12 protein-coding genes are annotated in these 18,733 nt (G+C 64.4%); 2 read left to right on the top strand and 10 right to left on the bottom strand.

The window, feature by feature from the left end; translation table 11 throughout:
• Positions 1–60: 60 nt before the first annotated feature.
• The 3 genes from QMK50_RS03635 to QMK50_RS03645 are packed head-to-tail and all read right to left on the bottom strand — an operon-like array spanning position 61 to position 4,269.
• On the bottom strand, positions 61–1,134 hold the full coding sequence (locus QMK50_RS03635) for a lipocalin-like domain-containing protein (protein ID WP_320332562.1): 1,074 nt from the start codon (positions 1,132–1,134) through the stop codon (positions 61–63).
• Positions 1,124–3,601, bottom strand: coding sequence for an ABC transporter permease (locus QMK50_RS03640; RefSeq protein WP_320332563.1), 2,478 nt, complete (start codon positions 3,599–3,601; stop codon positions 1,124–1,126). The genes QMK50_RS03635 and QMK50_RS03640 overlap by 11 nt, the downstream gene beginning before the upstream one ends.
• The gene (locus QMK50_RS03645; protein ID WP_095171897.1) at positions 3,598–4,269 is read right to left on the bottom strand and encodes an ABC transporter ATP-binding protein; all 672 of its coding nucleotides are present in this window, start codon (positions 4,267–4,269) and stop codon (positions 3,598–3,600) included. The genes QMK50_RS03640 and QMK50_RS03645 overlap by 4 nt, the downstream gene beginning before the upstream one ends.
• A gap of 151 nt (positions 4,270–4,420) precedes the next feature.
• On the opposite strand from QMK50_RS03645, the gene QMK50_RS03650 reads away from it, so the two are divergent.
• The gene (locus QMK50_RS03650) at positions 4,421–6,394 is read left to right on the top strand and encodes an alkyl/aryl-sulfatase (RefSeq protein WP_320332564.1); all 1,974 of its coding nucleotides are present in this window, start codon (positions 4,421–4,423) and stop codon (positions 6,392–6,394) included.
• 866 nt (positions 6,395–7,260) lie between these two features.
• On the opposite strand, the gene QMK50_RS03655 is transcribed toward QMK50_RS03650, so the two are convergent.
• From QMK50_RS03655 to QMK50_RS03675, 5 genes are all read right to left on the bottom strand, one after another.
• A complete protein-coding gene (locus tag QMK50_RS03655) occupies positions 7,261–8,664 on the bottom strand; it encodes a DUF1254 domain-containing protein (RefSeq protein ID WP_320332565.1) in 1,404 nt (467 codons plus the stop codon).
• Between the two features lie 3 nt (positions 8,665–8,667).
• Positions 8,668–10,023 carry a DUF1254 domain-containing protein gene (locus tag QMK50_RS03660; RefSeq protein ID WP_320332566.1) on the bottom strand — a complete coding sequence of 452 codons (1,356 nt, stop codon included), beginning with the start codon at positions 10,021–10,023 and terminating at the stop codon, positions 8,668–8,670.
• 72 nt (positions 10,024–10,095) lie between these two features.
• Positions 10,096–11,433 carry a DUF1329 domain-containing protein gene (locus tag QMK50_RS03665; RefSeq protein ID WP_095171904.1) on the bottom strand — a complete coding sequence of 446 codons (1,338 nt, stop codon included), beginning with the start codon at positions 11,431–11,433 and terminating at the stop codon, positions 10,096–10,098.
• Positions 11,434–11,445: 12 nt separating this feature from the next.
• On the bottom strand, positions 11,446–13,272 hold the full coding sequence (locus QMK50_RS03670; RefSeq protein ID WP_320332567.1) for a DUF1302 domain-containing protein: 1,827 nt from the start codon (positions 13,270–13,272) through the stop codon (positions 11,446–11,448).
• 98 nt (positions 13,273–13,370) lie between these two features.
• The gene (locus QMK50_RS03675; protein ID WP_159996827.1) at positions 13,371–14,234 is read right to left on the bottom strand and encodes an AraC family transcriptional regulator; all 864 of its coding nucleotides are present in this window, start codon (positions 14,232–14,234) and stop codon (positions 13,371–13,373) included.
• 98 nt (positions 14,235–14,332) lie between these two features.
• On the opposite strand from QMK50_RS03675, the gene QMK50_RS03680 reads away from it, so the two are divergent.
• A complete protein-coding gene (locus tag QMK50_RS03680; RefSeq protein ID WP_095171909.1) occupies positions 14,333–15,262 on the top strand; it encodes a LysR family transcriptional regulator in 930 nt (309 codons plus the stop codon).
• A 540-nt stretch (positions 15,263–15,802) separates the two neighbouring features.
• On the opposite strand, the gene QMK50_RS03685 is transcribed toward QMK50_RS03680, so the two are convergent.
• Entirely contained in the window at positions 15,803–16,438 is a 636-nt protein-coding gene (locus tag QMK50_RS03685) for a response regulator transcription factor (RefSeq protein ID WP_320332568.1), read from the bottom strand.
• A 4-nt stretch (positions 16,439–16,442) separates the two neighbouring features.
• Positions 16,443–18,719 (bottom strand): PAS domain S-box protein, encoded by a 2,277-nt coding sequence (locus QMK50_RS03690; RefSeq protein WP_320332569.1) that lies wholly within the window; start codon positions 18,717–18,719, stop codon positions 16,443–16,445.
• Between the last annotated feature and the right edge of the window lie 14 nt (positions 18,720–18,733).

Raw genomic sequence — 18,733 nt, forward strand, 5'->3', positions numbered from 1 at the left:
CATAGATCAGCACTTTTCCTAAAACATTCCTGAACAGGGTCGCGGACTGCGACTGACCACTCAATAACCGGTCATTTCCAGGTAACCGGTGCCCGGGTGAGTGCCACTCACTTGCACCGGACCCTCCCAATAAGGAATGCGCAAGGCCATCCAGGCCCTGGGGTTCAGCGCCGCGACCCGAATGTCCACCCCCTCGCCCGCCACCTTGAGCGACCACTGGGTTGGCAACTGGCGCCCCGCCACCTCGCTACGAGCCAGAGGCGTCAGGCTGATGTCCTGGCGTGACAAGCTCCGGCTGCTGCCGTCCGGGTTGATCCAGGTGCCATTGAGGTAGCCTTGCCCGTCTTTCTCCCGGACCCGGAACAGCATCAGGTGCGCGCCACTGTCCAGGTGCAGGGAGAACCAGTCCCAGCCGCTCTGCCCGGCCAGCAATGGCTGGCTGCTCCACTCCCGGTCGAGCCAGGCCGGGCCGCTGACCTGGTAACGCACGCCGTCGATCTCCAGGGTGCCGCGCGCCTGGAAAAACGGCTGGCTGTAGTAGTACGAAGCCTGGCCCTGCTCGGACTTGCGACTGAAACCCTGCTCGCCCTGCAGCACCAATGGCCGGTTGGTCGTCAGTTGCAGCTGATAGGCAAAGCCCGCGCCACTGGCCTGCACCTGCATCTCGGCCAGCGGTTCCTGGGCATCAGCCCGGGTGCTCAGGCGCCAGTCATCGATCCACGCATCAAAGGGCACGCCCTGCACCCCGGCCTGACCCACTGCGCCGCGCGCGTAGCGTTCGACAGCATGGTGCACGGTGGCCGAGGTCACGGCGGCGTGCCCCAGCCAGATCACCTGGCTGGCCCAACCTGGTTGTTCGGGACCGGGCTTGAGCGCGTTGCGAAACAGCGTCCACTGCACTCCGAACTCCCGCCCCTGGGCATCCTTGAGATTGGCCGTGAGGTACCACCATTCAATGCGATAGCCGTCGTGGGCGGCGTGATCGGCGGGAAAGCTCAACGTGCGTCCGGGTGTCACCTGACTGAAGGCTGCCGCGTCGCTACCCAGGCCGGCGAACCCCTGGTCGCCCGACGGCTCATCGCACCCGGTCAATACCAGCACCAGCAGCAACGCAGACAGCCGGTTAATCTTCATGGGCAAATCGCCTGAGCAAGTCCGCAGGCTGGCTGCGGTACAGCTTGAACAAGGGCCAGGCCGAAGCCAGCAGCGTGGCCAACAGCGCCAACCCCATCAGTTGCGCCAATTGCAGGGGAAACACCCGCAACGGCAGGCGCCAGCCGAATGCCTGCACATTGATCACCGTGTCCAGGCACCAGGCCAGCGCGATGCCCAGGGGCAACGCCAGCACCAGGGTCAGCAACGCCAGTAGCCAGGTCTGCCCGAGGTTGAGCAACATCAACTGGCGGCGGGTCACCCCCAGCGCCCACAGCGGTGCCAATTGCCCGAGACGACTTTCGCTTTGGGTCAACAGGCTGATGAACAAAGCCACGCCGGCCACCCCTAAGGTCAGGCTATTTAGCGCCGCGGTGGCGGCAAAGGTGCGCTCGAAGACCTCGCTCGACCAGCCCTTGAGTCGGGCCTGGTCGACGATGCGGCTGTCATCCAGGGCAAAGTCCCTGTGCAAGGCACTGACCAGCGCGGGAATCCGTGCCGGCTGCAGCCGCAGATTGAAACGACTGGGGGCCAGCCCCGGCCAATGCCGTAGCAACTGCTGGGCATTCACCAACAAGTGCCCCTTGGGGTTGCCGTAGTCGGCGTAGATCCCGATCAATTGCACCGACCACGGCCCCTGGGGCGTGGCAATGCTCAGGTGATCGCCCAGGCGCACCTTGAGCCGGCGTGCCAGTTGCTCGCTGAGCATCAGCCTGTCCCCCGTCGCCAACTGGTCCCAGGGTTGCTCCCCCAGGGCTTCGAGCAAGGGCCAGTGCGCACGGTAGCTGGGGTCGTCGATCACCCCGTAGAGGTCCGCCGGCCAACCTTGCAGCGACAGCGCGACCTGCCAACTGGGCAACACCGCGTCAAGGTTTTGCCGGGGCAGCCAGTCCTGCAAAGCAGTGGCCTGCGCCGGGCTCTGCGGATTGACGTAGAGCTCGGCGCTGAGCCGTTGCTCCAGCCAGTCATTGAAGGTCAGGCGAAAGCCGGCGGTCATGCTGCCAGCCCCGATGTTGGCGGCCAGTGCCAGCAGCAGCGCCATCAGGGCCAGGCTCAGGGCCGGCAATTGCTGGCGGCAATCGGCGAGAAACCACTGCCCGAGTACCGAGCGCCGGCGCCGCGCCAACAGATTCAGCAGCGCGTCGAGCAGCACCGGTAAACCCAGGGCTGCCCCCAGCAGCAGCGCTGCCATCAGCACAAAACCACTGGCCAGGCTGTCGCCCCAGCCCCATGCCAGCAGGCCAATCACCACCGCAGCCAGGGAGACCCAGGCCTGGCGTCGCAACCAGCGGGCGTGGGCCTGGTGCCAGGCCTGCGGATTGGCCAGCGCCAGCAGTGGCATGCGCGCCGCACGCAGCAGGCTGTTGCCCCCCGCCAGCAAGGCGCCCAACAGGCTCAAGCCCAGGCCACTGAACCACCACCAGGGGCTGAGGCTCAACTGCCCCGCCACCTCGGCGCCGTACAACCCACGCAGGCTGGCGGCAACGTCGGGCAGCAAGACACTGGCCAGTAGATAACCGCTGGTCACCCCCAACAGACCGCCGAGCAAGGCCAGGCCTGCCAGTTCCAGGCACAGGCAGCCGATCAGCGTCCGCCCGCTCACACCGCAGGCGCGCAGGGTCCGGAACAGGCCTCGGCGCTGCTCCAGGGCCAGGCCGATGGCGGCGTGGACGATAAACAGGCCGACGACAAACGACAGCACGCCCAAGGCATCCAGATTCAGGTGAAAGCTCTCGGTGAGCCGCGCCAGATTGTTTTCTTCGCCACTGTGTTTGAGCTGCAAGCGCGCGCCGAGTGAGCCGGGCAACGGCGGCGCGCTGGCGGCAAATTCCTTGGGCAGCAGCAGGCGCGAAAGCTGCCCGGGCAATTGCAGCAACTGCTGCGCCACGCCGATGTCCACCAACAGCACGCCGGGCGCCATGTCGGCTTGCCCGTGCAGCGCCGGCAAGGTCCGGCCCGTGGTGGTCAACGGCCGGTCGCCTTCCTTGAGACCCAGGGCCTGCAAGGTCGTCGGGGCAATCCAGGTCCGTCCCGGCGGGCTGACAAAGTCGACCATCTGCTCAAGCTTCAGGGTTTGTCCGGCCAGCGCCGAGCCGATGGGTAACGACAGGGGCTCGATGCCCAGTAGTTGCAATCGCTGGTCGGGCTGGTCCTTGAGCTGGATCCGCGCCTGCAACACTGGCGACACCGGCCAACCCGCCCGGCGCAACTCGACGAACAGCTGTTGTCCGAAGGTTGCGCCATCGACGGCTGTAAGGCTGGCCTGGGGTTCGCCGCCGATCAACTGACTGGCCCGGGCGTAGCTGTCACGCGCCTGGCTGTTCAGCGCCTCGACCCCAGTCAGCAGGCCGCTGGCCAGCCACAAGCCGGTGAGCACACTGAACAACTGCACCGGGTGCCGGCGCCAGTGACTGAGCAGCGCCCGTAGGGTTTCCCGCCAGACGTTCATGACCGCGGGCCGGGGTCGACCAGGCGTCCGCCGTGCAACACCACCCGCTGCGCCAGCCGCGCCGCGATCCGCGGACTGTGGGTGACCATCAGCAAACTGCTGGGGCTGTCGGCGAGCAGTTCGAGCATCAAGTCGAGCACCTCATCGCTGGTGCTTTCATCGAGACTGCCGGTGGGCTCGTCGGCCAGCAACAAGGGCGGGCGCGAGGCCAGCGCCCGACCCAGCGCCACGCGCTGCTGCTGGCCGCCGGACAATTGTTCCGGGTAGCGCTTGAGCAGATCCCCCAGGCCCAGGCGTTCCACCAGTTGCGCCTGCCAGGCCGGATCAAGGCGCCCGGCCAGACGCGCCTGGAAGGCCAGGTTGTCTTCCACGCGCAAGCTGCCGATCAGGTTGAACTGCTGGAACACCAGGCCGATTTCAGTGCGTCGCCAGTGGGCCCGCTGGCGTTCGTTCATCCGCTCCAACGGCTGCTGGTTGATCCGGATGCTGCCGCGATCGACCTGGTCCAGCCCGGCCACCAGGTGCAGCAGCGTGCTTTTTCCACTGCCCGACTCGCCCATCAGCGCCAGGCTGCTGCCCTGTTCCAGGCGCAGGTCGACCCCCAACAACACCGCCAAGGGTCCCTGGGCGGTGGCGTAGCTCTTGAACACCCCTTGAACCTCCAGCATGGGCAACGCTCGCTCGGTGACAGAGAGCTCAAGGATAGCGGACCGGGTTATCGGCCCTGCATGGTTTTTGTCGTTTGACGATTGCCGGGGTGCCAAGTGCGCGCCCTAAGCTCAAGACTGGAATAGCCATAACGATAAAAACGGAGACTCCATGCCTCGTTTCACACTGTCCACCCGTGGCCTGCTGGCCGCCTTGATCGCCGCCTGCCTGGCCCAGTCCGCTGGTGCCAGCCAAGGCCCCGCCGCCGCCAGCCCCCTGACCGCTGCCAGCAACGCCGCCGTCCTCAAGCAATTGCCTTTCAGCGACCGCACCGACTACGAGTCGGTCAACCGCGGATTGATCGCCCCGTTCAAGGGCCAGATCAAGAGCGCCGACGGCAAGGTGATCTGGGACATGCAGGCCTACGCCTTCCTCGACAAGGACCAGGCCCCCGACACCGTCAACCCGAGCCTGTGGCGCCTGGCCCAGCTCAGCGCCCACGCCGGGCTGTTTGAAGTCAGCGACAAGATCTATCAGGTGCGCGGCCTGGACCTGGCCAACATGACCATCATCGAAGGCGATGACGGGCTGATCATCATCGACCCCTTGACCATGGCCGAAACCGCCAAGGCCGCCCTCGACCTCTACTACCAGAACCGTGCGCACAAGCCGGTGGTGGCAGTGATCTATAGCCACACCCACGTCGACCACTTCGGTGGCGTGCGCGGGGTGATCGACGAAGCCGACGTCAAGGCCGGTAAGGTCAAGGTCTTCGCGCCATCGGGGTTCATGGAACATGTGATGAGCGAGAACGTCTACGCCGGCAACGCCATGAGCCGTCGTGCGCAGTTCCAGTTCGGCAGCCTGTTGCCCCGGGGCGACAAGGGCCAGGTGGACGCCGGCATGGGCAAGAACACGCCATCGGGCGGCACCATCACCCTGATTCCACCGACCGACCTGATCAGCCAGGAAATCGAGACTCGCACCATCGCCGGCATCGAGGTGCAGTTCCAGTTGACCCCGGGCACCGAAGCACCGTCGGAGATGAACCTCTACCTGCCGCAGTTGCGAGCCTTGTGCATGGCGGAAAACGCTACGCAGATGATGCACAACATCCTCACTCCGCGCGGCGCCCCGGTGCGCGATGCCAAGGCCTGGTCGCAATACCTGGACAGCAGTCTGACGCGTTACGGCGACAAGGCCGACGTACTCTTTGCCCAGCACAACTGGCCGACCTGGGGTGGCGAGCGCATCCGCACCTTCCTCGCCGATCAGCGCGACATGTATGCCTTCCTCAACGACCGCACCCTGCACCTGTTGAACCAGGGCCTGACGCCGATGGAGATCGCGCAGAACATGCAAAAACTCCCGGGCGACCTGGAGAGCAAGTGGTACACCCGCAGCTACTACGGCTCGCTGAGCCACAACTCACGGGCGGTGTATCAGCGCTATATGGGCTTCTATGACGGCAACCCGTCGAACCTCAACCCGCTGCCGCCGGTGGAAACCGCCAAGCATTATGTCGAGGCCATCGGCGGTAGTGCGGCCGTGATTGGCAAGATGCGCGAGGCCATGACCAAGGGCGATTACCGCTGGGCCACGCAACTGGGCAATCAGTTGATGTTCGCCGAGCCGGACAACAGCGAAGGCCGCGAAACCCAGGCCCAGGCGCTGGAACAACTGGGTTACCAGAGCGAGAACGCCACCTGGCGCAACATGTACCTGACCGCCGCCATGGAACTGCGCAATGGTGTGCCACCGACTGCCGGCAGTTCGGTGTCGGTGGACATGGTGCGGGCGCTGACCCCGGAGATGTTCTTCGACTTCCTGGCCATTCGCCTGAACAGCGAGAAAGCCGTCGGCCATGACCTGACGTTGAACTGGACCTTCGACGACCCGAACCAGGCCTACAACCTGACCTTGCGCAACGGCGTGCTGACCCACCGCAGCGGCAGCAATCCCCAGGCCGACGCCAGCGTCAGCATGAGCAAGGCGACGCTTGAACAGATCGCCCTCAAGCAACTGGACTTCCCGACGGCCATCCAGAAAGGCCTGGTCAAGTTGCAGGGCGACGGCAAGAAACTGGGCCAACTGCTGGGCAGCCTGGACACCTTCAGCCCGCAGTTCAATGTCGTCACGCCCTGATCGCGGGCAAGCCGCAAGCGGGCGCCCGCCCCCACAGTGGTTTTGGCTGCTCACAGATTCTGTATACACCACAGCAAACCTGTGGGAGCGGGCTTGCCCGCGATGGCGGTGTGTCAGGCGCCATCGATGTTGAATGGGCTGGCCCCATCGCGGGCAAGCCCGCTCCCACAGTAGTTTTGGGTGCTCACAGATTCTGTATACACCACATCAAACCTGTGGGAGCGGGCTTGCTCGCGATGGCGGTGTGTCAGGCACCATCGATGTTGAATGGGCTGGCCCCATCGCGGGCAAGCCCACTCCCACAGTGGTTTTGGCTGCTCACAGATTTTGCATATACCCAGCAAACCTGTGGGAGCGGGCTTGCCCGCGATGGCGGTGTGTCAGGCACCATCGATGTTGAATGGGCTGGCCCCATCGCGGGCAAGCCCGCTCCCACAGTAGTTTTGGGTGCTCACAGATTTTGCATATACCCAGCAAACCTGTGGGAGCGGGCTTGCCCGCGATGGCGGTGTGTCAGGCACCATCGATGTTGAATGGGCTGGCCCCATCGCGGGCAAGCCCGCTCCCACAGTAGTTTTGGGTGCTCACAGATTTTGCATATACCCAGCAAACCTGTGGGAGCGGGCTTGCTCGCGATGGCGGTGTGTCAGGCACCATCGATGTTGAATGGGCTGGCCCCATCGCGGGCAAGCCCGCTCCCACAGTGGTTTTGGCTGTTCACAGATTTTGCATATACCCAGCAAACCTGTGGGAGCGGGCTTGCCCGCGATGGCGGTGTGTCAGGCACCATCGATGTTGAATGGGCTGGCCCCATCGCGGGCAAGCCCGCTCCCACGGTGGTTTGGGGTGCTCGCGATGCCGGTGGGTCAGGCCTGGACGATCTCCACCGCCGGCATCTGCCAACGCTGCTCGATCACCTGCCGCTCGGGGCCGTACAGGCGCAGGATCAGGGTGAAGGCGCCGTCTTGTGGGGCCGGCAACCAGTTGCTCGAGGTCTCGGGGGCGGTGCTCTGCACCAGCAAGGTCAGGCCACCGTCGGCGTCCGGCTGCAGGTGATCGCGGCTGCTCAGGCAATAGCGATCGATGGGGTTGGCCACCAGTTGCCGGTCCGGCAGGTCGTAGAGGGTCAGTGACCAGAATTCGCTGGCCGGTGGCAACTGCCCCGGGGCAAAGCGCAGGCGGTAGTGGCGCCCGCCCACCAACGACTGACCCTGGTTGTCCCGCTGGCTGCCGGTGTAGAACGCCTCTTCGACGCTGTTGCCGTAGATACCCATGGCCGCCCCCAGGGCGCGGTTGAGGTAGTTGTTGTGCATGGCTTCGCGGTTGCCGAACATGCCCAGGGTGCTACGGACCTTGGCCCCGGCGACCTTCATCTCTGCCTGGGCCTGCTGGATACCCGCCAGCAATGCCTGCAACTGCTGGGCAGACAACGCGGCCGGATCAAAAGCTTGCCCCGCAACGACGCCGATCCGCGCAAAGCGTTCACGCAACGCTTGCTCGCTCGGTTGGACCGGACACAGCGTGAGGATCTGGTTCAACTGATTGATGAACCCTGGCCCCAGCCCGGTCTTGCTGTCCCACGCCTGCCACGCGATGGCGGGTGCTGCTGCGGGTACCGGGGTACCGGCATACTCGTGCAGCGAGCGCAGGCGATACTGCTGCTGCAAGGCACGCACCGCCAGCATGTCCTCGGTGTTCTTCAGCGCGGTGCGGCCCAGCACCATGACGATCTCGGTTTCACTGCGCAGTACGGCCTTGATCCCGGCCGGGGTTGCGCCCGTCCAGCCAGGCCCGGCGATCAGGTAGTCCCCCGCCTCCCGCCCGGTGCTCAGCACCCCGACATAGGCAAAGTTGTGGGTGTATTGATCCACCAGCTGGTGCACGTAGTAACGGTCCTCGGCCACTGCCGGCACGCTCAAGACCTGTGGCTCACTGCGCAGGTCCAGCCAGGCCCAGGAGTACGGCGTGTCATTGTTCGGCGTGACAATTTCGCGGTTCTTCGGCGTGTACAGGCTGCTGTAGTGACGAAAGCGATTGAAGCCGCCGACGTACTCGGCAGCACTGGGGTCGAGCACCTGCTTTTCCATGGTCTGGTAGTGCATCAGCATCGGGTAGGCGTAGATCCACGCGTCCCGGGTGATGGCCTGGATATCCTCGGCAGAGGTTGGGTAGACCTGGCTGGCGGCCAGCAACCAACTCGGACACGCCAGTGCGGCACCGGCCACACTCATGCCGGCGAGCAGACGACGACGGCTGAAAGGAGCATTCATGGTTCAGCCCTCGCCCTTGATGGCTTCGATGGTCGGTAATGGGTAGCGGCCATCCAGTGCCCGCTGTTGTGGCAGGTACAACCGCAGCATCAGGTTGAACGGACCTTGCGGCGTCGGCAGCCAGTTGCTCTGGGCGTCCTGTGCCGGGGTCGCGTGCGCCAGGGTCAGGGTCAGGCCGCCATCGGCGTCGTATCGCAGGTCGGGGCTGCGATCACCCAGGGAGTAACGCGCCAGCGGGTTGGCCACCAGCAATTGGCTCTTGCCGTCGTACAGGGTCAGGGACCAGAAGGCATTCACCGGTGGCAACTGCCCGGCGGCGAAATGCAGGCGATAGGTTTTATTGCCATCGAGTAGCTGGCCCTGGGCGTCGTGCAGTGCCATGGGATACAGCGCTTCGGCAGGATCGTTGGCATAGATGTAGCGCCAGGCCACAGCCGCGCGAGTCAGGTCATCGTCACCGAACTTGCCGACGTTGGACGGCGAGCGGAACCAGCCTTGCTGCTCCACGGACAGTTTGCTGGAGGCCACTCGCACCTGTTCGCGGCCGGCTTCGGCGCCTTCGGCCACTGCGTCCTTGAGGTCTTGCGGCGGCACGAATGCGCCGCCTGGCTGGATGCCGATTTCGGCATAGCGTGCCAGCTTCTGCTGTTCGGCGGGGGTCCACTGGTGCAGCGCCGCGAGGCGATTGAAGCGCTCGAACAACGCCACCGCCGGCCCCTGCTTGCTGTCCTCATAGGCCGGTAACTGCAGGGTGGGCAGCGCCGCGGGTGCCGGGTTCCCCAGCGCCTTGGACAGGGGCTGCAAGGCGTAGCCCTTGAGCACCTGCGCCGCCTGCGTGAGATCGTCGGCACCCTTGACCTCGGTGCGCCCGATCAGGAACACCACGCGGCTCGGCGAGCGAATCACCCCGTTGAAACCGGACGGCACCTCACCCTGCCAGTCTGGACCGGCGATCAGGTAGCGCCCGGCCTTGCTGCCGGTCGCGCGGGTGCCGATGTAGTCAAGGTTGTCGGTGCGCAGGTCCACCAGTTGGAAGTTGTAGTATCGCCCCTCGACCTCGGGGACTTGCAGCACCTGGGGTTCGCCGCGCAGGTCGAGCAAGGCGCGCGAGTAGAAGGTGTCGTTGTTCGGGGAAACCACTTTGTTGTCTTGCGGGCCGAGCAGTCGTGGCTCGCTGTACAGCATGTTGAACGGCAGCTTGGCGGCGATGGCGCTGAGCACCTTGAGGTGTTCGCCGGTGGCGTAGGCAAACACATAAGCCTCTTGGGCCAGGGCCCGGGCTTGCGGTTGATCGAGGCTGGCGGCTTGTACGGCGCTCGCGCTGAGCCCCAAGGCTAATGCGGAAATCCAGTGGCGCATGGAAATGTCTCCTGACAGCAATGAATGCGGCGCTCAGTGCCCGCTTTGTAGGAGCGGGCCCCGCAGGACGGGTTACTTGGCCCAGCGTCGCAGGTCCGAGGGGGTGTAGTCGTCGGTCTTGGCGGCAAAACCCACGCGCATCGGCTCGGTCTCTTCGTTGGCCAGGCCTCCGGCGTAGTAGCGCCCGGCGATCAGGTCGTACGAGGTTTCCAGGACGTTGTAGGTGAACCCGTGATCGTAATGCTGGATCGCGTGCAACTCACCGCTGCGCCACAGTTCGCCACGGCTGTCGTACTGATCCGATTGCGCGATCTGCCAGCTGTCTTCATCGATATAAAACCGACGCTTGCCGTAGATGTGCCGGGCATTGGGCTTGAGCGTGGCTTCCACCACCCAGACCCGGTGCTTCTCGTAACGGGCCAGGTCCTGGTTGACGTGGTTGGGCTTGATCACCGCGTCGTACTTGAGGTCGCGACTGCCGATCTTGTAGCTGTTGTAGGGGATGTACAGCTCTTGCTTGCCCACCAGCTTCCAGTCGAAACGGTCCGGCGCACCGTTGTAGCCATCGATGTTGTCGGCAGTAATCAGGCCGTTGCTGTAACGGGCGCTGTTGTCGTAGGCGATCATCGGCGCACGACGCACCCGACGCTGCCCCGGCAGGTATTGCCAGGCTGAACGCGGCTCGGCCACCTGGTCGATCGGCTCGTGCACCAGCACCGCTTCACCGGACAGACGGGCCGGTTCCAGCACCCGGCTCTTGAACATGAACAGGGTGTTGTTGCCCGGCTCAAGCCCGCTGATGGTGTCGGCGAAGTTGATCAACGACTGGTTGCGCACGTAGCTGGTGGCGCCGTTCTCGCGCACCAAAGCCGAGCTGCTGATGCGCTCGTAGCTGCCGCCACGGTAGCGGGTCATGTGGTTCCACATCACCTCCAGGGCTTCGGTGGGTAGCGGGAACGGAATGCCGTGGACGTAGTCGTGCAGGCCGTTGCCGCCATCGGCCAGGCTGGTCTTGGCGACGTTTTCCCGGCTCTGCTCGAGCACCGCCTTGGGCAGGTTGGCGCTGCGGTGCGTGGGGTAGATGTGCATCTTGTAGGTATCGGGGTAGCGCTTGAACATCGCCACTTGCCCCGGGCTCAGAAACTTCTGGTACTGCGCCAGGTTTTGCGCGGTGATGGTGAACAGCGGCTTCTCACTGGCGTAGGGGTCGCTGTACCCGCCCTTGGCGTCGACCGTGCCGGCGTTGCCCGCCAGCCCCCCGGTCCAGGCTGGAATACTGCCGTCGGCGTTGGCGGCCATTTCCGACCCCATCGGCGTCAGGGTCTTGCCCAGGGCCGCCGGATCACTGCCTTTGGCCTGCGCCAGGCTCGCCGCGCAGGCCAGGGCCAGCACACAAAGTTGCATACGCATCACTGATACTCCTTAGAAGTCGACCTTGAAGCTGACCGAGGCAAAATCGCGATCGTCCAGGGTGCTGTAGTCGTTCGAGCCGAAGAAGCTGTTGTAGGCCAGCTCCACGCTGTAGTCGTTGAGGTAGTTGGCGGTCAGGCTCAGGCCCAGCGCTTGCTGGCCTTCCTGGAACGGGCCTTGGGGGTCATAGGAATAACCCGAGACGTCATGGCGCCAGTTGACCGCCGGGATCAGGTTGACCCCCGGGAACACGTCGCTGTATTCCAGGCTGGCACGCAGGCGATAACCCCAGGACCAGTCGGTGGCGAAGCCCTTGTCGGTGCAATATTGGTTGGTCACACCCGAGGCCACGGAATTGCACTGCGCGCCATTTTTCGGGCTGCTGCGGCCAAAGGCGGCGTTGCGTCCCAGGCGCTCGTCACCCAGGTCCTCGATGTGCACCACCCCGGCCTCGCCGAACAGGCTCAGGCGCGTGGCACCGAGGATGTTGTCGTAGGCCTGGGTCGCCGAACCGGTCATCTGCCACACGCCCTTGCGCACCCAGCCGTCGTAGCGGTCGCCATGGGTGTTATCAAACCCGCTCGGCAGGTCGACCCAGGAGCTGCCGCCCGGCCCGGAAATCACCGCAACGTTGATGTCCGGGGCGTTGATCGCCAGCGGCATGTTCGGCCGGTAGCTGATTTCGCCGGCCAGGGAGATGCCCGAATTCGGCTCGACGCCATTGAGGCTGAAACCGTACAGGCGAATGTCCTCGGGGAACGCCGCCGCATAGCTGGGGTTCTGGATGCCGCCGGGGAACGTCCCGGGCTGGGTGACATCCCGCGCGTCGAGGGTGAAGTACGGCAGGCGCGAGTGATAGTTGATGAAGTAGATCGCCGCTTCCGCGTCGTTCAGCGCCGGGATCATGTTGCGCAGGGCAAAGCCGAACTGGCCGTTATCGGACGGCGATTCGTTGCCACGGGAGGTGGCGTAGAGCCCGGCACTCTGCATTTGCTGATCGGTCTGTACCTGGCTCAGGTACAGCGGTCCGCAGCCCTTCTGGATCGCGTCGCTGCTGGCGAAAAACGTGCCGCAGCCGTCGAGCACGCTGGGTCGCCAGTTGTACTGGTAGAAACCTTCCAGGTTCAGGGTGTCGGTCAGGCCGAGGCTGAAGGAGAGCATCTCCACCGGCAACTGGCCTTCCTTGATCTCCACCCCGGGACGGTTGAACGCCGAGACGTCCAGCGGGTTGATCACGTTGATGCCGTTCTGGATCAGCAGCGACTCACCCCAGGACAACACCTGGTTGCCGACCTTGACGTTGAGCGGGCGGTCAGCGACCACGAAGTCCTTCCACAGATAGGCGTCCAGGGTCTTGAAACCCTTGAACTTGGACAAGTCGTCCCAGCCCGAATCGTCGAACTGCTTGAAGCGTCCTTCGCCGTTTTCGTAGGCCTCGTCGTACCAGTACTTGAACCGCAGAAAGGCCCCCTGCCCCTGCCCGTCAAGGCTGAAATCGGTCAGGCCCTTGAAGATCTGCGAGATCTGGTCGCCCTTCTCGAAGTTCAGCCGGTTGTCGTCGGCACTGACGCTGCTGCCATTGGCCTGCACATGCTGCGCCTGCAGGGCATTGGCCCGGGTCATCATGCTTTTGTCGGGATTTTGCGTCGACCAACTGCTGCCCAGGGACAGGGTGGTCTTGGTCGACAGGCTCCAGTCTTCGTTGAACTCGAAGGTGGTCGCCTGGGCAGGTGCGACCATGGCCGCCAGGATGGCCAGGGCTAGCGGTTGCGGTCGGGTGTGGCCAAGCCTTTTGCGTCGTGGCGCGACGCAGGCGTTAGCCGAGCATGTTTTTATCATTATTAGGCTCCGGTCAGATGTACTCAGCCCGGTCAAAATGCCCAACAATCCAACAACAGGCGCAAGCGTGGCGCGACAAAAAATGATCATCCGGCTTTTTAGGCCGGGTCAGCGCAACCCTGGAAGTGCCCAAGGCGAAACTGCTTGGGGGTGATACCGAACTGCTTGCGGAAGGCGCGGATGAAATTGCTCGGCTGGCGATAACCCAGGCGCTCGGCAATCCGCTCGATCGGCTGGTCGCCAGCGGTCAACCAGTGCCGCGCCAACTCCAGGCTGTCAGTGCGGGTCTCGTTGGGCGCCGCCGCTTGCCAGTGGCGCAGCATGCTCTGGTGCAAAAAGGGATGGGCGCTGAGCACGGGCAGTTCCAGGCTGAGCCTTGGCAGGATCAAACATGGATGCTCGGCCACCTCGGTGCTGACCCCCTGCCCATCCAGCCATTCGCCAGCCGCCTGCCCGGGTGCCAGGCGCACGCGGCTGAACAACTGGGCCGGTGCCAGGCCAACTCGCCGCGAAATGTTGCGCACCAGGCTCAAGGTGGCAGCATCAAGGCCAAAAAAATGCGGCATCTGCCGGGCCGGGCGCAGGTGCAGACGGGCCTCGTCGGTGCTTTCCTCGAGCTCGGCCAAGACATGGTTGGTGACCCGCGGCAGATAGTCGGTAAAACAGCGCAGGCTGGCGCGCAAGGTGGCGGCCGAGTCCAGCAGGATGTTCATGCCTTGCAGGCAACTGGTGGCCATGCCATTGACCAGGTCACAGCCGAAGTGGCGCCCAACGCCGGCGTTCTCGCATTCACGCCACAACTGCTCCACCAGGTGCGCCGGGATGTGCTGATGCTGGTCGTCGAGCCAGGACAGGCTGATACCGGCACGCTGCAACAAGACTTGCTCACACAGGCCGACCTGGCGGGCATGACTGAGGATGGTGCGGGTGAAGGCACTGGAGGCGAACGTTTGATCAGGCATGAGCGAGCGCTGCAGGCAAAAGAGGGTTGTACTTATGCCAGCCCGTATGCTATCGATCAAATGCATTAAAAGCATCCAACGAATGCAGGAGACGCATAGTGGACCTCCGTCAGCTTCGCCACCTGGTGGCCCTGGCCGATTACCGCAGTTTTGTGCGGGCGGCCGAGGCGATCAACCTCAGCCAACCGGCCTTCAGTCGCAGCATCCAGACCCTGGAGCGCGACCTCGATTGCGCGCTGGTGGAGCGCAGCAGCCGCGAGTTTCGCCTGACCGGCCAGGGCCAACTGGTGCTGCAGCATGCCCGACGCCTGCTGGCGGGCAGCCAGGCGCTGCACAACGAGTTGATGCAATACAACGGCCTGACCGGCGGTGAGCTGCATTTCGGCTGTGGGCCCTACCCAGCGCAATTGCTGGTGCCCGAAGCCCTGGCCGAATTCATCAGCGCCCACCCGGCCATCCGTACCCGCTTTCACCAGGGTGACTGGGAACAACTGGCGGGCTGGCTCAAGGAGCAGCAGATCGAATTCCTGGTCGCCGATTCGCGCTACTTCACCGGCGATCCGCAGTACCAGGTGCAGTTACTGCGACCCCGTCGCGGGCGGTTCTTCTGCCGCGCCGGACACCCCTTGAGCCACGGCCGGCCGCTGGCACTGCGGGCCCTGCTCGACTACCCGGTGGTGGGCACGCGGATCCCGCCGATGATCCGCAAAATCCTCGCCGACGTGCAGGGCGAAGCCGACTTCGAGACCCGCGTGGAGTGTGCCCAGTTCGACGCGATCCGCCGCGTAGTAATGCGCTCCGACGCCGTGGGCCTCGCCACCATGGAAGCCTTGAGCGAGTTGGTGCTCAAGGGCGAAATCAGCCTGCTGAGCTTCACCGACATCCCCACAGACGACCCGGGACTGCAGCTGCATTACGGTATCGTCAGCCGCGCCGGACACTCCCTGACCCCGGCGGCCCTGGCCATGGTCGATGCGATTGTGCGGGTGGATCGACGCTTGCTGGAACTGGAAGGCGCGATGGTATAACCCACCCGGCCGACAAGCAGATCGCCGTGCGGCGACTTTTGATCTTGATCCCCCTGCACCGTCGGCAGGATTGAAAGGCGGCGAGGACTACGTCCTCGAACGCAGCCTCGCGGGCTCGGCAGCTGCTACGGGGGATTGGGGTATTGTCGAGAAATGCGGTGTGGCGCAGATCGCCATCGCGGGCAAGCCCGCTCCCACAAGGGAACGCGACACCAGGGCAAACAGGTCGGCCGGTAGGCCGCCTCGCCCGCTCTTACCACTCAGGCCGACTGGCAGGTCGCCGTGCTCTTGCTTTTGATCTTGATCCACCTGCCCCTTCGGCAGGCTGAGCGAAGGTGCAGCGAAGCAAACCGTAGGCGATGCCCCCTGATGGGCACAGTAGCGAAGGGACCCCGAGCCTTAGCGAGGGGCCGAACGCTGGGGCAAGACTTTTTGGGTACTTTTGTGTCGTCTGACAAAAGTGCCTCGCCGTAAGGGCGAAACCCTAAGCCGCCGTTACCGCAGCAACGGATATGTACCCACCCTCCCCCCCAAAAAAAATCACCGCAACCGCAGCGGATCAACCAACCCCGCAGCAATAGCCATCCCCACCAAATCCGGCAAAGTCTGCGCCAACATCCGCTTCATCACCCGCGAACGATACAAGTCGACAGTCTTGGCACTCACCCCCAATTGCTCGGCAATCTCTCGGGTGGTGTAACCCTGTACCAACGGCAACAACACATCGCGCTCCCGTGGGGTCAACGCCTGCAGGCGCGCCTGCAAGGCCTGGTGCCCCTGGTTGCCGGAGCGGCCCGCGGCGCCATTGCTCAGCGCCTGTTGCACACTGTCCAGCAGCAACTGCTCGTTGTAGGGCTTTTCGATGAAGTCATGGGCCCCGGCCTTGAAAGCGCGCACCACAATCGGCACATCGGCGTGGCCGCTGACAAAAATGATCGGCAGGTTCAGCTCGCGCTGGCGCATTTCCTCCTGCACGTTCAAGCCACCCATGCCGGGCATGCGCACATCAAGCAAGACGCAGGCATCGAGGCTGGCATCGCAGGCATTGAGAAACTCGACCCCACTGGTAAACGGCAAGGCCTTGAGCCCCACCGATTCGAGCAGCCAGACCGTTGAGTCGAGCATGCCCTGGTCATCGTCGACCACATACACCACGTGTTCTGTCGCACCCGCCATTACGTTATTCCTGAGGTTGTCTGGTTGGGCCGGCCAGCGGCAAGCGGCAGCTCATCAGCAAGCCGACGGCCTGGCGCCGAGCCTCAAGCTCGCCACCAAAACCTTCGATGATGCTGCGACTCATGGACAGGCCGAGGCCCAGCCCGTCGGCCTTGCTGGTGTAGAACGGAGTGAACATCTGCGCCAGTTGCGACTCGCTGACACCCGGCCCCTGGTCATGCACCGTGATCTCGACGTTGCCCACGCTACCCTGCTGCGCCGCCATCAGGATCAGCGAAGGCTGGCCGGGATGGCGCTCGCGGTTGGCATCGATGGCATTGCGCAACAGATTGAGCAACACCTGTTCGAGCAACACCCGGTCGGCATACACGGGCGGCAGATTATCCGGCAGGCGATCCTCGATTGTCACTTGCCAATTGCTCGCTTCCCAGGCGCACAAACGCACGGCGCCACGGGCCACCTCGGCAAAATCCAGGGCCTGCATGCGCCGCTGACCCTTGCGCAGGAATGCCCGCAGGCGGCTGATCACCTGCGAGGCGTGGGTCGCGTGATGGGTGATGCGTTGCAGGCCCTGGGCGACTTTTTCCGCGGCCTGCGGATTGCTCTCCAGGCTCTGCAAATAGCGCTGGCTGGCATTGGCATAATTGACCACCGCCGCCAGCGGTTGATTGATCTCGTGGGCAATCCCGGAGGCCAGTTCGCCCAGCGTCACCACCCGCGCAGTGTGCGCCAGTTCGTCCTGATGGCGACGCTGCTGGGCTTCGCGCAATTCCCGTTCGGTCATGTCCCGCGCCACCAGCGAGTAGTAACGCTCGCCCCCGGCCGAACGGTGGGCCAGCAGCACCAGCGACACTGGCACCGAACTGGCGCCAGCCAAGGGTTGCAGGCGCGCGTCGCCGCTCCACACGCCATCGCGCTCAGCGCTGCTCCAGCCGTCACGCTGCAATCGCGCCAGGTCGTCACTGGCAAACAGCGCGGCCAGCTCCGGCAACGGTTGTCCGTCGGCGATCCCGAGCAAGCGCCGGGCCGCCGGATTGAGGTAGGTCACCTGGCCCTGCGGGTCGATGAACAACACCGGATCGGTATTGACCTCGACCACCTCGGCCAGGCGCCGCTTGTTCTCCTCGGCCTGGACCCGGGCGGTGATGTCCCGGGACACGCTGACCACCTCGACCACCGCCCCGGTGTAGGTTTCACGGATCGCCCGGCTCGCGGTTTCGAACCACAGGTAATGGCCGTCACAGTGGCGGATGCGGTAAGTCATGGTGTGATAACCGTCTTGCTCCAGCGCATCCCGCGCCCGCTGCACCAGGCTGTGCAGGTCATGTTCATGGAACAGGCTGCGGGCCAGGCGCCCACGCAATTGCTCCGGCCAGTAGCCCAACAGGGTCCAGGACGCCGGCGAGGCGTCGAGAAAGCGCCCGTCCGGGGTGTGCCGGGAAATCAGGTCGGTGGTGTTCTCGATGATCAAGCGATAAAGCCGACGGGCCGTGGCCGCTTCGCGTGCGGCCAGCACCTGGGTGGTGGCGTCGCGACAACGGGCGAGCACCCGCTCATCCTGTGGGTCGGGGATAAAAGTCCAGATCAGGATCTGTGCCTGGCACTGGGCCTCGACCCCGTCGATGGCGCGCTGCTGCTCCAGGCAAGCGCGCACCAGTTCGCGATGATTGACTGGTAACAAACCCGGCACCTCAGCCAGCGGCTTGTCCCCGAGCAAGGCCAACAGCGCGGCGTTGCATTCCAGCGTCCGGCCCTGGGCATCGAGCAGCAGGCTCGGTTGCGGATCGTGACCCAACAGCGGTGACGCGCGCAGCGTGCCATTGGCGCTGTGCAGCAGGGTCGTCAACAGGTCATGGACCCAGCCCAGCCAATCGAGGCTGATACCCTCGCACACTTCAATCAGCAACAGCCCCGGCTGCCCTGCCTGCAAAGCCAGCTCGAACACCTGGCCATGGCGAATGGCGGCCCGGCGCAGGCGTCCGGCCAGCCAGCAATCGAGCTGGCGCACCTGGGCCAGGTCCAGGCGCCCCACTTGCTGCAGTTGATCGAGCAATCGCTGATCGCTGGCCAGCGCCGGATCGCCCTGCCCCGGCGGAAAATGCCGGGCAGCACCGGCATGGCTATAAAGGCGCGCCTGCGGTTGCCAGCGCAAATAAAACGCCCGGCGCACTTCGGGGCAGTCCTGCAATGCACGGCACAAGGCGTCGGCCCGCGTTGCCAGGGGCACGCCTTCGCGCTGCAGGCGCAACCAGCTGTGCAATCGAACGGGAACGTGGGTCATTGCAGGTCTACTTC

Origin of the sequence: Pseudomonas sp. P5_152, from assembly GCF_033989915.1 — a bacterium.
In the GTDB taxonomy this organism is placed as follows: domain Bacteria; phylum Pseudomonadota; class Gammaproteobacteria; order Pseudomonadales; family Pseudomonadaceae; genus Aquipseudomonas.